The following is a 13,289-nucleotide window of genomic DNA, read 5'->3' as shown; positions in this document are numbered from 1 at the left end:
GATGGACAACGGGTTGATATTCCCGTACCCGTGTGAACGCGCCCATGGCGAACCTTGTGATACTAACCGCCCGAAGCCCGCTCTGATTCTTCGGATGAGGGGCGATGTGGAGCGCGGGACCTGAACTTGTAGTAGTCAAGCGATGGGGTGACGCAGGAGGGTAGCTCCGCCAGTGAGTGGTAGTACTGGTGTAAGCGTGTAGGCCGCAGCATAGGCAAATCCGTGCTGCATTCAAGGCTGAGACGTGATGCATAGCCGATTGAGGCGAAGTAGGGTGATCCCATGCTGTCGAGAAAAGCCTCTAGTGAGTGTTCACGCGGCCCGTACCCCAAACCGACACAGGTGGTCAGGTAGAGAATACCGAGGCGATCGGGCGAACTGTGGTTAAGGAACTCGGCAAAATGCCCCCGTAACTTCGGGAGAAGGGGGGCCGAGGGATTTGAAGCCCCTTGCGGGCTAGGATTTTTCGGCCGCAGAGACCAGCGAGAAGCGACTGTTTACTAAAAACACAGGTCCGTGCGAAGTCGCAAGACGATGTATACGGACTGACGCCTGCCCGGTGCTGGAACGTTAAGGGGACCGGTTAGCTCTTCGGGGCGAGGCTGAGAACTTAAGCGCCAGTAAACGGCGGTGGTAACTATAACCATCCTAAGGTAGCGAAATTCCTTGTCGGGTAAGTTCCGACCTGCACGAATGGCGTAACGACTTCTCGACTGTCTCAACCACAGGCCCGGCGAAATTGCACTACGAGTAAAGATGCTCGTTACGCGCGGCAGGACGGAAAGACCCCGGGACCTTTACTATAGCTTGGTATTGGTGTTCGGTTCGGCTTGTGTAGGATAGGTGGGAGACTGTGAAGCGGCCACGCCAGTGGTTGTGGAGTCGTCGTTGAAATACCACTCTGGTCGTACTGGATGTCTAACCTCGGTCCGTGATCCGGATCAGGGACAGTGCCTGGTGGGTAGTTTAACTGGGGCGGTTGCCTCCCAAAGGGTAACGGAGGCGCTCAAAGGTTCCCTCAGCCTGGTTGGCAATCAGGTGTCGAGTGCAAGTGCACAAGGGGGCTTGACTGTGAGACCGACAGGTCGAGCAGGGACGAAAGTCGGAACTAGTGATCCGGCCATGGCTTGTGGAAGCGTGGTCGCTCAACGGATAAAAGGTACCCCGGGGATAACAGGCTGATCTTGCCCAAGAGTCCATATCGACGGCATGGTTTGGCACCTCGATGTCGGCTCGTCGCATCCTGGGGCTGGAGTAGGTCCCAAGGGTTGGGCTGTTCGCCCATTAAAGCGGTACGCGAGCTGGGTTTAGAACGTCGTGAGACAGTTCGGTCCCTATCCGCCGCGCGCGTAGGATACTTGCGGAAGGCTGTCCCTAGTACGAGAGGACCGGGACGGACGGACCTCTGGTGTGCCAGTTGTCCTGCCAAGGGCATTGCTGGTTGGCTACGTTCGGAAGGGATAACCGCTGAAAGCATCTAAGCGGGAAGCCTGTTCCTAGATGAGGTATCCCACCCTTCGTGGGGTAAGGCCCCCAAGAGACCATTGGGTTGATAGGCCGGAGATGGAAGGCCGGTAACGGCTGGAGTTGACCGGTACTAATAGGCCGAGGACTTGCTCACAAACATGCTACGCATCCACTGTGCGGTTCTGAAAGAACCGAACCGGACCACCACGGTCCCAGGCCATTTGGGTCTCGGGGTTGGGGTGCCTACGGGTTGGTAATTTCATAGTGTTTCGGTGGTCATAGCGGTGGGGGAACACCCGGTCCCATTCCGAACCCGGTAGTTAAGCCTTCCAGCGCCGATGGTACTGCACTCGTGAGGGTGTGGGAGAGTAGGACGCCGCCGAACATTCTTTCGCCTTCAGGGGCACCCGTGACGGGTGCCCCTGAAGGCTTTTTCACGTTCCGGTGCTGCTTCCGGCGGCCGCACGGACTATTTTCTTGCCATGCACCGCGAGCACGCCGACCCCAGAGCACTCCGCAGGTCGGGCATGGACGCCTCGACTCCGCTCCAGTCCGACCTGGCGACCAGTCCGTTCCGGGTGGACCGGGACCGGGTGGCGAGTTCCCCGTTCTTCGCACGCCTCGGCGGCGTCACGCAGGTGGTCAGTTCCACCGGCTCCGGCCTGCTGGTGCACAACCGGCTCACCCACAGCCTCAAGGTGGCGCAAGCCGCACGGGCGATCGCGGAACGGCTCGGTGCGCGACCCGAACTCGTCGGAGTGCTCGACAAGCTCGGTGGTTGCGACCCGGACGTGGTCGAAGCCGCGGCCCTCGCGCACGACCTGGGCCACCCGCCGTTCGGGCACCTCGGCGAACAGGTGCTCGACCGCCTGGCCCGCCACCGGTTCGGGCTGTCCGACGGGTTCGAGGGCAATGCCCAGTCGTTCCGGATCGTCACCACGACCGACGTGCGAGGTCCCGCCGCGGTCGGGCTCGACCTGACGGTCGCGGTCCGGGCGGCGATGCTCAAGTACCCGTGGACCCGACTGTCCTACCCGAAACCGCACCCGAAGGACCTCCGGGTTCCGCCGCGCGGCGCGGCCGAGCCGCCGGACGCGCCGGGGACGGGCGCGGCCAAGTTCTCCGCCTACGTGACCGAACTCGACGACCTGACCCAGGCCCGCGCGTTCTACGCGGGTCGCGTCGAGCCGTGGCAGCAGACGGTGGAAGCGTCGGTGATGGACACTGCGGACGACATCGCCTACGCCATCCACGATCTGGAGGACTTCTACCGGGTCGGGGTGTTGCAGCACGCGACCGTGTCGACCGAACTGAACACGTGGCTCGACCACGCCGTGGACCTCGCCGGCATCAGCGCCGCCGACCTGGCCGCGCAGGAACGTCAACCGGGTCGTTCGCTGGAGGCCCTGCGCCGCCGACTGCACCTGAAGGACTCGTGGGCGGTGGACGACGACGCGTTCGCCCAAGCCGTGGCGATGGTGCGGACCGAGCTTGTCGGTGGGCTGCTCGCGGTGCCGTTCGACGGGTCGGTGGAAGCCGAACAGGCGGTCGCGGCGTTCTCCGCGCGGTGGACGCGGCGACTCGTGGACGCGGTCGGTGTGCTGGACGAGCCGAGCACCAGGTCCGGGCACGTGGTGCTGGCCGTCCAGCAGTGGCACGAGGTGCAGGTGCTCAAGTTCGTGCACCGAAGGTTCGTGTTGCTTCGGCCCGACCTCGCGCTGCACCAGCGTGGGCAGGCCCGGCTGCTGACGGCGTTGGTCGAGGCGCTGGAGCAGTGGGCGACCGACCGGCACGAGGCCGACCGGCTGCCGCGCCGGCTGCACGACCTGATCGAACTCGCCACCTCCGAGTACACCGCGCTGGCGCGCACCGACCCGTCGTCCCTGGTCGGAGCGACGGGGGACACACCGTCCGGACCGGACGCCGTCCGGGCGCTCGCGCGCGGCCGGGCGGTGGTCGACTTCGTCGCCTCGCTGACCGACAACCAGGCCGCCGCGCTGCTCGACGCCCTGTCCGGACGCACCGGTCAGCTGTGGACAGACGCGTTCGTACTGTGAACTGTGATGGTTCTTGCCCTGTGGGAAGTAGGCCGAACGGTGGCAGACGGTACTCGTCCGCGCACAATACGTTGTGAGCCCTCGGTCGGAGACATCCGACCGTTGGCCGCGTGCGTCGGGGGCACGCTTGACGTTGGGGGACGCCAATGCGCTCACCGAACCGCCGATCCCGAAGAAACTCCCTGATCACAGCCGGTGCCGCAGTTCTGATCACGCTGCTCGGCCCGGTCACGCCGGTCTCCGCCGACCCGGCTCGGGCCGCCAAGAGCCCGGAGGACAAGACCGCCGCCCAGATCTCCGCGCTCCAGGCCATCAAGAAGTCCGTCACGCCCGCCGAGTCCAAAGTGGACAGCGCGCTGATCGTGGAACAGCGCCGCCGGTCCAACTCGACGACGTTCAACAAGCTCCCGGAACTCCAGACCGGGGTGAAGGTCCAAAGCGGAAACACCGTTCTGGTGGACATCCGCGCCCACAAGGTCACCGACGAGTTAGTCGCCGCGATCCGCAGCGCGGGCTCCACCATCCGCTCGGTGTCCACTGAGGGCAAGACCGTCCGCGCCCAGATTCCGCTGTGGGCGTTGAGCCGGCTCTCCGCCCGCGGCGACGTCCGCCGCGTGGAGACGGCCGTCGAGTACAAGTCGTTCCACCAGCAGGACCGTGCCGCCAAGGACGCCAAGGCCCTCTCGAAAGAGGACAAGGCCAAGGAGGTCGAGGCCCGCACCCGTGAGGCGCTCGACTCGCCGAAGGTCGCCGCCGCGAAGATCGGCGAAGGGGACCGGGCGCACGCCGCAGACACCGCCCGGCAGACACATCGGGTCACCGGCACCGGCGTGAAGCTGTGCGCGCTGTCCGACGGCGTGAGTTCGCTGGCGGCGTCGCAGGCGGCGGGGGAGCTGCCCGCCGTGGACGTTCTGACCAGCCAGGAAGGTTCCGGTGACGAGGGCACCGCGATGCTGGAGATCCTCCACGACATCGCGCCCAACGCCGAGCTCGGCTTCGCGACCGCGGTCAACGGCGACGCCAGCTTCGCGGACAACATCCGAGCGCTCCGGTTCCGGCTCGGCTGCGACGTGATCGTGGACGACATCCTCTACTTCAACGAGTCGCCATTCCAGGACGGCGTGATAGCCCAGGCCGTGGACGCGGTCACCGCCGACGGCGCGGTGTTCTTCTCCTCCGCCGGGAACGAGGGCAACGTCGCCGAAGGCACGTCCGGGCACTGGGAAGGCGACTTCGTCGACTCGGGCGTGGGCATCGGCAAGTTCGCGGGCACCGCCCACGACTTCAACCCCGACCCGAACGCCAAGCAGGTGTTCAACCCGCTCTCGGCGAACTCCGGCAACGTGCCGGTGACGCTGTTCTGGTCCGACCCGCTCGGGTCGTCGTTCAACGACTACGACCTGTACGTGTCCAACGGCCAGGGCAACGTCGTGGCGTTCAGCCAGAACAACCAGGACGGCACCCAGGACCCGTACGAGCGGGTCCAGACGCCGACCGCCGGCACCGCCTCCGGCCTGCGGCTGGCCGTGGTGAAGTTCCGCGGCGAGAACAAGTACCTCGCGCTGTCCGCGCTCGGCGGCCGGTTCAAGGACTCGTCCGACGGGCTCAAGAAGTTCGCCACCCCCGGCGTGACCCGCGGCCACTCGGCGGCCAAGGGCGCCATCTCGGTCGCGGCGGCCCCGGCGAACAACCCGCTGCCGTACGACCTGGAGCCCGGTGACCCGGCGAACCCGCGCGGGCCGTACCCGAACGCGTACGACAGCACGCAGAAGCCCGAGCGCTTCACCTCCGACGGTCCGCGCCGGGTGTTCTTCGCACCCGACGGCACCCCGCGCGCCGAGGTCCGGCAAAAGCCCGACATCACCGCGGCCGACGGCGTGCAGACCACGCTGACCGGCTTCAACCCGTTCTTCGGGACCTCGGCGTCCGCGCCGAACGCGGCCGCCATCGCGGGCCTGATCCTGTCCGGCAATCCCGGCCTCTCGCCGGCCGACGTGCGCGAAGCACTGACCACGACCGCGCTGGACATCGCCGAGACCGGCGTGGACAACCGGACCGGCGCGGGCATCGTGCGCGCCGACCTGGCGCTGGCGTACACGGGTGCGTCGCCGCAGCCGTTGGCACGTGCGCAGAAGCCGTCCGTCGTGAACGACGCGGACGGCAGCCAGTACCTCAAGCCGGGCACGACGGCCACCATCACCGTGCCGGTCGCCAACAACGGTGACGGCGTCGCGGCGTCGACCAGCCTCGTGCTGACCACGCCCACGGCGGGCGTGACCATCGCGCCCCGGTCGAAGTACTACGGCAGCATCGAGGTCGGCCAGACCGTGACCAACACGTTCAAGGTCACCGTCCCGGCGACCGCGCCGGTCGGCGTGCCCCTGAAGCTCGACGCCAAGGTGACCTACGCCGGGTCCACGTCACCGACGACCAGCACGTTCCAGCTCAACGTCGGTGAGCCGGCGCGCGAGACGAAGCACTTCGCCTACTCCGGGCCGGTCCTGGCCATCCCGGACAACGACGCGGTGGGCCTGACGGTGCAGATCCCGGTGACCGGGGTCGGGCGCGGCTCGAAGATCTCGTTCTCGATCGACGGCGACACCTGCTCGTCGGCCGACGGCGCGACCACGGTCGGCATCGACCACACGTTCGTCGGCGACCTGGTCGGCACGCTGACCTCGCCCTCGGGCGCGACGGCGACGCTGTTCCAGCGCAGCGGCGGCACCGGGGCCAACCTGTGCCAGGTCGTGTTCGACGACTCGGCGGCCCGCGCGTTCTCGACCGTGTCGGCGAGCAACGCGCCGTTCACCGGTTCCTGGCGCGCCAACGGTTCGTTGAACGCCCTGCTCACCGACTCGGTCGACGGCACTTGGACGTTCAAGGTGACCGACAACGCGGCCGCCGACCGCGGCTCGATCCGCACGGTGGCGCTGCACCTCAACGGTTACGTTTGAGCCGCCGGTCCGGGCGGGCCGAACTCCTCGACCCGCCCGGACCCCGCTCTGCCAGGCTCCGAACTGACGGCCTCCGGACTGCGAGACTCCGAACTGCCAGACTCCGAACTGGCAGAAGCCAGTCTGGAAGACGTTGCGTCACAACGAATCGCATGACCCGAAGGCCGGTTCCCGTTGCGGGACCGGCCTTCGCGGCGCAGAACACCCAGCCGCGGTGCGGCGCACCCACTCACCCCCGGCCCGTTTACTCCGACCGGACACGGCGACGGCCCCCGGGACCGGAGTCCCGAGGGCCGTCACTTCAGATCCGCAACCCCGATTGACCGTGGCCATCGGGGCGAGGCTTACTTCGGCCACTCCCAGCGGATGCCGAACACGCCAGGCCCGAACCCGAGCGCCACCGCGTGCACGCCACCGGCGTTGTCCAACGCCAGGTTGCGCCGCCGCGACGGCGTGTCGTCCCCGGCCGGCACGCTGAACTGCTGGCAGCGCGACGGCAGGTACGACTGGTCGAACCGGACCTCGATCACGTACTCCCGCACCGGAAGCCGGAACTTGCGGGCGAACGTGTTGTTGCCGGCCGGGTAGTGCCCCTCCTTGAAGAGGAGCTCGTACTCCATGATGATCGTCTCGCCCCGGGCCAGGGGCCGGTCGAACATCAGCTCGGCCGCCATGATCGTGGCGTCGGTGTCCTCGGCGACCCGGCCCAGGTGGCAGTTCCGCAGGTTGACCACCTGCGGGAGCACGTCGGACTCCTCGGTCTCGAACACCAGCGCCCAGCGGTCCGGGCCGTCCTGCTCGGCCCGCAGGATCTGCCGGACCCACGCCGATCGCTGCCCGCCATCGGCAGCGATCTCGATGCGGTCGTGCTGGCTGATCCTGCCGAGCTTCACGTCCGAGGACGTGTCCACCTTCGTGAGCAGGTTGGCGACGCGCTCGCGACGCGCCCACAACGCGTCGATCGGCATCATCGTGGTCGGGCGTGACCGCCTGCCACGCGGCCTCGGCGGGCCGAGCAGCGCGGACAAGCCCGCCTGCGGCACGCCGAGCACGGTCTCCAGGTGGCGCAGTGCTTCAAGCGACTCGGGACGCTCGGGTCGACGTCGGCCGGACTGCCAGTAGCTCAGCGTCGCGACACTGATCGTGACCCCGCGCAGGGCGAGCCTGTGCTGGATGCGGTCGAGACTCAACCTGCTGGCTTTGATAGCTGCCCTCAACGCCTCGGGGAAGGGACCCGTGGTCAAGAGCTGCGCAAGACTGCCGTGTCCCGTCGGGTCGAGTTCGTCGACGGACAGGTTGGGTCGACCGGCAGCGTTGGTCATTGTGACTCCCCGCTGTCATTAGATCACGCCCCAGTGACCCTACCCGCCAACGCAGGGCGCTGGTGCCTTCCAGGCGGAGTCAATGGTTGGGCCATACGGGTTACGAGTTCACTGGGATGGCGCTCGTTCTGTCAAGTGGTGATTGCCCTAGCTTCGGTATCTGTCAACCCGCCGGTAATATTGTGCCCGAGGTTCCGGAGGTTGAGGTAGTCGCCTTCGGGTTATATGCGTGCCGTTATGGCCCCGCCACGTCGCGCCACCGCACCGACCGCGCCCGCCAGATGGCGTCGCATGATCGCTTGGCCCTACTGTGTGCCCCGTGACCGCCGCCCAGGACCTCGTGCCCGTGCCGGAGGACCCGCTCAGCGAGGTGGCCGCAGCGGTACTGGGCGCGGGCAGGCACGAGATCGTGGACCTGCTCGACGTGGTCCGCCACCCCACGCCGCACCCGGTGGACGTCGTCCGCGCCGGAGACGACCTCCTGCCCCGGCTCGCCCACCAGAACGCCCTGCCCCAGGCACTGCGCCTGGCGCGCCAGTCCCTGCGCCCCGGCGGCCTGCTCGTGGCAGCGGTCCCCGAACTGGACAAGCTCAGCCGACTCCGCCCCGTCGCCCCACCGCCGAAGGTGTCCGGCCGGGGCCAGAACCGCCAGGTCACCGTCCAGTTGTGGGACTGGTCGCCGGACGGCGAGTCGTACGCGCTGGAGGTCGTCCGGCTGGTCCGGGGCGAGACCACCTGGGAGGTGGCCAACACCGTCGCCACCCGCCACCGCGTCCTCTCGCCCGAGCAGATCTCCGACGAGCTGACCGAGGCGGGCTTCAGCGCTGTCCAACGCTTCTCCCCGGCCGAGTGCGGCCACCCCCTGCCCGTCTGGGTGGCGGTGGCCCCCGCGTGACACCACCCCGCCCGGCACTCCGCCGTCCCCCACTCCTCCGCCCCGTACCTCCGGACGTGCCCGCTCCCGCCGAACCGGACGCCCTCGACACTGCGGTTCCCCGCACGACCACCCGGCTTCCCGCCACCTCCGGCTCGGCGACGTCCACCTCCGCACCGCCCGGCAGCGCACCGCGCGGCAATGCGCCGCCCGGCAGCGCATGGTCCGGCAGCGCGGGGCCTGGCAGCCGGTCTCGTGCCACCCACCTCGTCACGCCGCACCCCTCCACGAGTCCATGACGGCGCGGCCATGACCAAGATCCGACCGGTCGCCGGCGGTGGCCGAGCGGTCGAGGTCCTTCCCGAGCGCTTGGCAGGCTGGTTCGCCCGCTTCGCCGACCGCCACGACGGCATAGCCACGACCCGAACCACCCCGACCCAGGTCGTCGTCACTGCGCGCGATGGGGCCACCGCAGAGGTGACAACTTCCTTTGAAGAATTCACCCCGACGGGTGAGGTCGAAGGTCTCGCCATCACCGCTCTGCTGAATCACGCCACCGCGTCACGCCGTCTCGGGCTCCTCCTCGTCCGTCTGGGCGGCCACAGCATCGGCGTCGCGGTCGACGGCGAAGTGGTCGCCTCGACTACCGACAGTCGCCAGGTCCACGGCCGCAACAAGGCCGGCGGCTGGTCCCAACAACGCTTCGCCCGTCGCCGCGAAGGCCAGGCCCGAGTCGCCCTCCAGGCGGCAGCCGACGATGCGGTCAGGGTCCTCGTCCCCCGCCTGGACGAACTGGACGCCGTGGTCCTGGGTGGCGATCGGCAGGCCCTCGACGCCCTCCGCGCCGACCGAAGGCTCGCCGCCGTCTTCGCCCGTGCCTCCAACCGGGTGCTGGACGTCCCGGAACCCCGCCGCTCGGTCCTCGAAGAAGCCGCCGAGCGCGCCCGCGCCGTCGAAATCACCGTCCGAGACCTCAACCCGGACCCCGAAGACCTCGAAGATCCCCAAGCCCCCTTGCCCGAAGACCCCCCACCCGAATACCGCCCTTAAGAACCTCGCCAGGTCCAGCCGCCCCACACGCTCCACTGCCGGCGACGTGTCATCCCTCCTGCTGCGGCCGCCCGCCGTTCGCTCACCCGCCGTCGCATCGCCCGCTGGTCGCCGTGTCTCGTCGGTCGCGGTGTACCCCCAGGTTCGGCTTCTGTCCGCACCCATCCCCGCCTGCCCCATGCGCCTCCTCGTCCGGCGGCCCATCGGTCCCGCAGCCGCTCTGATCGTCAGAAGGTCTTGGCGGCCTCCCGGGCGGTCGCGAGAGCGGTCTGGCGCGAGTCCTCGGCGTCGCCGCTCAAGGTCGGGTGGTGGCGGATCGTGGTCAGGTCCGTGATCCCCGTCCACCGGAGCCAGTCGTCGAAGTAGGTGGACTGGAAGTTCGAGCCGAACCCCGGTGCGACCTCCGGCCCCCACACCGAGCTGGTGTAGACGACCGCCGCCCGCTTGCCGTGCCCCGCGAGCAGCGGCAAGTAGCCGGTCTCGACGTCGAGGCCGAACACCATCCCCGGCTGGGACACGACATCCACGAACTGCTTGAGCACGTACGGGATCCCGGAGTTCCACATCGGCACGCTGAACAGCAGCCGGTCGGCCGAGGTGAACCGCTCAGCCGCCGCCACCACCTCGCGCCAGGCCGCCACCTCGTCGCCGGTCGGCTCGTCACCCCGGATCACCGCCATCTTCGCGGCGGTCGCGGCTGGCCCGAACGCGGGCAGCGTGCCGTCCCAGAGGTCCCAGTGCTCGACCTCGTCGTCGGGATGGCTCTCCCGGTAGGCATCGACGAACGCCGATGCGATGACCAGCGATTCCGACGCCTCGGCTCGCGGCGAGGCGGACACGTGCAGCAGCTTCGTCATGGCAAATTCCCTTCCTCGGGAAATCGGACTAGAGTCCGTTTCATGGCTGCCGACAGTAGCGGACCGCAGTCCGGTTCGTCAAAGACCCCGATCGACATCTCCTTCCGGAACCTGTCGGTCGAGTACTCGCCGCCCCTCCGGGCCGATGCCGCCCGCAACCGGGTGAAGGTGCTGGCGGCGGCCGCCGGCCTGTTCTCCGAGCGCGGGGTGGAGAAGGTGACGATGGACGACGTGGCGGCCGCCGCCGGAGTGGGCAAGGGGACCCTCTACCGGCGCTTCGGCGACAAGTCGGGCCTGGCCACGGCCCTGCTGGACCACTTGGAGACCGAACTCCAGGAGGGCATCCTGAGCGGCCCGCCGCCGCTGGGCGGCGGTGCCTCCCCGGCGGAGCGGCTGATCGCCTTCACCGTGGCCTACCTCGAATTCCTCCGCGATTCGCTGGACGTCGTCCTGCTGTCCCAGACCTCGACCACGGGTGCCCGCTTCCGCACCGGGGCCCACGCGTTCTGGCGCAGGCACTGCGAGTACTTGCTGGAGCAGTGCCACACCCCGGCGCCCGGCATCGCCGCGGACGTGCTGCTGGCCGGCCTGTCCGCCGAGCAGGTGCAGCACTGGCTGGTCGAGCGGAACCTGCCGTTCGACCACCTGGTCGACGCGTTGACGCAGGTCACCAGGTCGCTGACAACCTGAGAAAACTCATGACAACCCCCGAGCCCGCCCATCGCATGGATATGGGTGAGGGGGTCACCGAGGAGGTGGTCCACCAGCACCAGGGAGAAGAACCATGCGCACACGTCTCGTCATCGCCGCCGGAGCCATCCTGGTCGGCGGAATCGCCGCCGCCGTACCCGCGCTCGCCGCCGCTGGCGGCGACAACCCGCCCGCACCGAGCGCCGTCCCGACCACGGCACCACCGACCAGTCCGCCCGCCCCACACCCCAGCGTGACCTCGGCACCCCCTTCGCCGATCCCGTCGACGCCCCAGCCCACCACGCCCGCACCGACCTACCCGCCGGTCCCGTCCACCCCGGCTCCGACCGCACCCATCCCGTCCACGCCTGCGCCGACCACGCCGCCCCAGCCCCAACCGTCCCCGACCGCGTACCCGACGACCGCCTACCCGACCACTTCATGGCCGACCACCGCTTGGCCGCAGCCGACCCCGTACCCGACCACCGGCCACCCGCAGCCGTCGCCGACCACGACGAGGCGCTGACGGCGTGAGTTGGGACGCGGAGTTCACCCAGTACTTCGACCGGTGCGCCGACTCGATGCGCTTCACGGCGTATTTGTTGTGCGGCAACCACCACGAGGCCGAAGACGTGGTGCAGGCCGCGTTCCTCAAGCTGTACCTGGCTGGGCCGAAGCTGGTCCAGCGAGAGGGCTTGGACGCCTACCTGAGGCGGATCGTCGTCCGGACGTTCTTGGCCGAGCGCCGCAGGGTGCGGTGGCGACGGGAGAAGCTCAGCGAGGCGCTCCCGGAGGTTCCGGTGGGTGCCGGGCTGAGCGAGGACAAGTTGGTGGTGTGGCGGGCTTTGTCGACGGTTCCGGCACGGCAGCGGGCGGTGCTCGTGCTCCGGTACTGGCACGACCTGGGGGTGGAGGAGACCGCGGCGGCGTTGCAGTGCTCGGTCGGCACGGTGAAGAGCAATGCCAGTCGCGGTCTCAAGACGTTGCGGCAGAAGCTGGGGCCGACGTTCGGCGAGCTGTGGCAGGAGGTGTCACCCAATGCTTGAGGACCAACTCAAGGAACTGTTCGAAGAACTGAACATCGAGCGCCGGCCGCGGACGTTCGGTGCCGTCGACGTCATCCACCACGGCCAGGAGATCAAGAGCCGCCGGCGGGCCCTGGCCGTGGCGGGTAGCGCCCTGGGCACCACGGCCCTGGTCGTGGCGGTCGGCTTCGCCCTGGCCGGGCTGCCTGCCTCCACCCACGATCCGGCGACCACGCCCGGTCCCGTCGGTACCTCCACCCGCACGACGAACCCGGCCCCGCCGGCCCCGACACCCCAGCCCTCCGAACAGGCCGGGCCCTCGGCCACCGACCTGCCGCACACGACCGCGCCCGACATGACCCACTTGCCGACGACTGCCGGCCCCACGACTACCGGTCCGACGACCACCGGCCGCACAGCGCCACCCGGTCCCGGAACACCCCGCGCGACAACCACGACCGGCCCGCCGGCCACCGTCCGAACCTCCCTCAGCCCACCCGCCACCGCGTTACCGGCTGGCCCGACCGCCATCAGCCCAACCCATCCCGACCCCCAGAAGACGGAGGTGCCAAACACAAACGGCCATACGACGCCGCCGGCGCCGGCCACCTAGACAGTCCTCCTCGACCTCCGCGAAGGCAGTCATGCCGGACACCCGAACGGGCGCGACTCAGCGGCATACCGGGCCTGCTGCGGTTACGTGTCCCCCTATACGACGCTGGTGGGCTCACGGCGAGGTTGCCCCGGGAGCGGCGTTGCGGCCGGCCACGCGGAGCCAGCCGGAGCCAGGCGGCCTGCCGGAGCCAAGCGGCCTACTCGGCATGGTGTCCGCTTGGGGGGCACCGTCGTCCTTGCGCGGTGAAGGCGGGCCCTAACCCAATGAGCCGGTGGCGAGGAGGCTGGCGACGTCCTCCGGGGTGCCGAGCCGCTTGAGGGGATACGAGGCGGCGGCTTCCTCTTCCCTCCCGGCGTAGAGGGCTTCGGCGAACCGGA

Annotated in this window: 9 protein-coding genes and 2 rRNA genes (1 of these 11 running past the window's edge); 9 read left to right on the top strand and 2 right to left on the bottom strand. The window is 68.8% G+C overall.

The window, feature by feature from the left end:
* From BN6_RS29940 to BN6_RS29925, 4 genes are all read left to right on the top strand, one after another.
* Nucleotides 1–1,621, top strand: a 23S ribosomal RNA gene (locus BN6_RS29940) (it extends 1,459 nt beyond the left edge of the window).
* 114 nt (nucleotides 1,622–1,735) lie between these two features.
* Nucleotides 1,736–1,852: ribosomal RNA gene (gene rrf, locus BN6_RS29935) — 5S ribosomal RNA — on the top strand.
* Nucleotides 1,853–1,949: 97 nt separating this feature from the next.
* Nucleotides 1,950–3,524 (top strand): deoxyguanosinetriphosphate triphosphohydrolase family protein, encoded by a 1,575-nt coding sequence (locus BN6_RS29930; RefSeq protein ID WP_015103580.1) that lies wholly within the window; start codon nucleotides 1,950–1,952, stop codon nucleotides 3,522–3,524.
* Between the two features lie 146 nt (nucleotides 3,525–3,670).
* The gene (locus BN6_RS29925) at nucleotides 3,671–6,478 is read left to right on the top strand and encodes a S8 family serine peptidase (RefSeq protein ID WP_015103579.1); all 2,808 of its coding nucleotides are present in this window, start codon (nucleotides 3,671–3,673) and stop codon (nucleotides 6,476–6,478) included.
* A 344-nt stretch (nucleotides 6,479–6,822) separates the two neighbouring features.
* Here the strand turns inward: BN6_RS29925 and BN6_RS29920 are convergent, their stop codons facing one another.
* Complete coding sequence (locus BN6_RS29920; RefSeq protein ID WP_231904784.1) at nucleotides 6,823–7,668, bottom strand: hypothetical protein; 846 nt, start codon at nucleotides 7,666–7,668, stop codon at nucleotides 6,823–6,825.
* A gap of 451 nt (nucleotides 7,669–8,119) precedes the next feature.
* Between BN6_RS29920 and BN6_RS29915 the strand changes: the two genes are divergently transcribed.
* On the top strand, nucleotides 8,120–8,695 hold the full coding sequence (locus BN6_RS29915; RefSeq protein ID WP_148303088.1) for a hypothetical protein: 576 nt from the start codon (nucleotides 8,120–8,122) through the stop codon (nucleotides 8,693–8,695).
* A gap of 288 nt (nucleotides 8,696–8,983) precedes the next feature.
* Complete coding sequence (locus BN6_RS44460) at nucleotides 8,984–9,724, top strand: acVLRF1 family peptidyl-tRNA hydrolase (protein WP_158509463.1); 741 nt, start codon at nucleotides 8,984–8,986, stop codon at nucleotides 9,722–9,724.
* A gap of 227 nt (nucleotides 9,725–9,951) precedes the next feature.
* Here BN6_RS44460 and BN6_RS29905 read toward each other — a convergent pair whose 3' ends face one another.
* Entirely contained in the window at nucleotides 9,952–10,581 is a 630-nt protein-coding gene (locus tag BN6_RS29905; RefSeq protein ID WP_015103575.1) for an FMN-dependent NADH-azoreductase, read from the bottom strand.
* Nucleotides 10,582–10,623: 42 nt separating this feature from the next.
* Here BN6_RS29905 and BN6_RS29900 point away from each other — a divergent pair, with 42 nt between their 5' ends.
* From BN6_RS29900 to BN6_RS29895, 3 genes are all read left to right on the top strand, one after another.
* On the top strand, nucleotides 10,624–11,271 hold the full coding sequence (locus BN6_RS29900) for a TetR/AcrR family transcriptional regulator (RefSeq protein ID WP_041314531.1): 648 nt from the start codon (nucleotides 10,624–10,626) through the stop codon (nucleotides 11,269–11,271).
* Nucleotides 11,272–11,365: 94 nt separating this feature from the next.
* Nucleotides 11,366–11,797 carry a hypothetical protein gene (locus BN6_RS46120; protein WP_148303087.1) on the top strand — a complete coding sequence of 144 codons (432 nt, stop codon included), beginning with the start codon at nucleotides 11,366–11,368 and terminating at the stop codon, nucleotides 11,795–11,797.
* Nucleotides 11,798–11,801: 4 nt separating this feature from the next.
* Complete coding sequence (locus BN6_RS29895) at nucleotides 11,802–12,317, top strand: SigE family RNA polymerase sigma factor (RefSeq protein WP_015103573.1); 516 nt, start codon at nucleotides 11,802–11,804, stop codon at nucleotides 12,315–12,317.
* Nucleotides 12,318–13,289 lie beyond the last annotated feature (972 nt).

The organism is Saccharothrix espanaensis DSM 44229, assembly GCF_000328705.1.
GTDB classification, from domain to species: Bacteria; Actinomycetota; Actinomycetes; order Mycobacteriales; family Pseudonocardiaceae; genus Actinosynnema; species Actinosynnema espanaense.
This window is presented reverse-complemented; position numbering and strand designations above follow the sequence as displayed.

What these genes read in the sequence shown, in the direction of transcription:
- BN6_RS44460 (WP_158509463.1), top strand. Translation starts at nt 8,984, where the DNA reads ATGACCAAGATCCGACCGGTCGCCGGCGGTGGCCGAGCGGTCGAGGTC.
- BN6_RS29925 (WP_015103579.1), top strand. Translation starts at nt 3,671, where the DNA reads ATGCGCTCACCGAACCGCCGATCCCGAAGAAACTCCCTGATCACAGCC.
- BN6_RS29905 (WP_015103575.1), bottom strand. Translation starts at nt 10,581, where the DNA reads ATGACGAAGCTGCTGCACGTGTCCGCCTCGCCGCGAGCCGAGGCGTCG.
- BN6_RS29900 (WP_041314531.1), top strand. Translation starts at nt 10,624, where the DNA reads ATGGCTGCCGACAGTAGCGGACCGCAGTCCGGTTCGTCAAAGACCCCG.
- BN6_RS29930 (WP_015103580.1), top strand. Translation starts at nt 1,950, where the DNA reads ATGCACCGCGAGCACGCCGACCCCAGAGCACTCCGCAGGTCGGGCATG.
- BN6_RS46120 (WP_148303087.1), top strand. Translation starts at nt 11,366, where the DNA reads ATGCGCACACGTCTCGTCATCGCCGCCGGAGCCATCCTGGTCGGCGGA.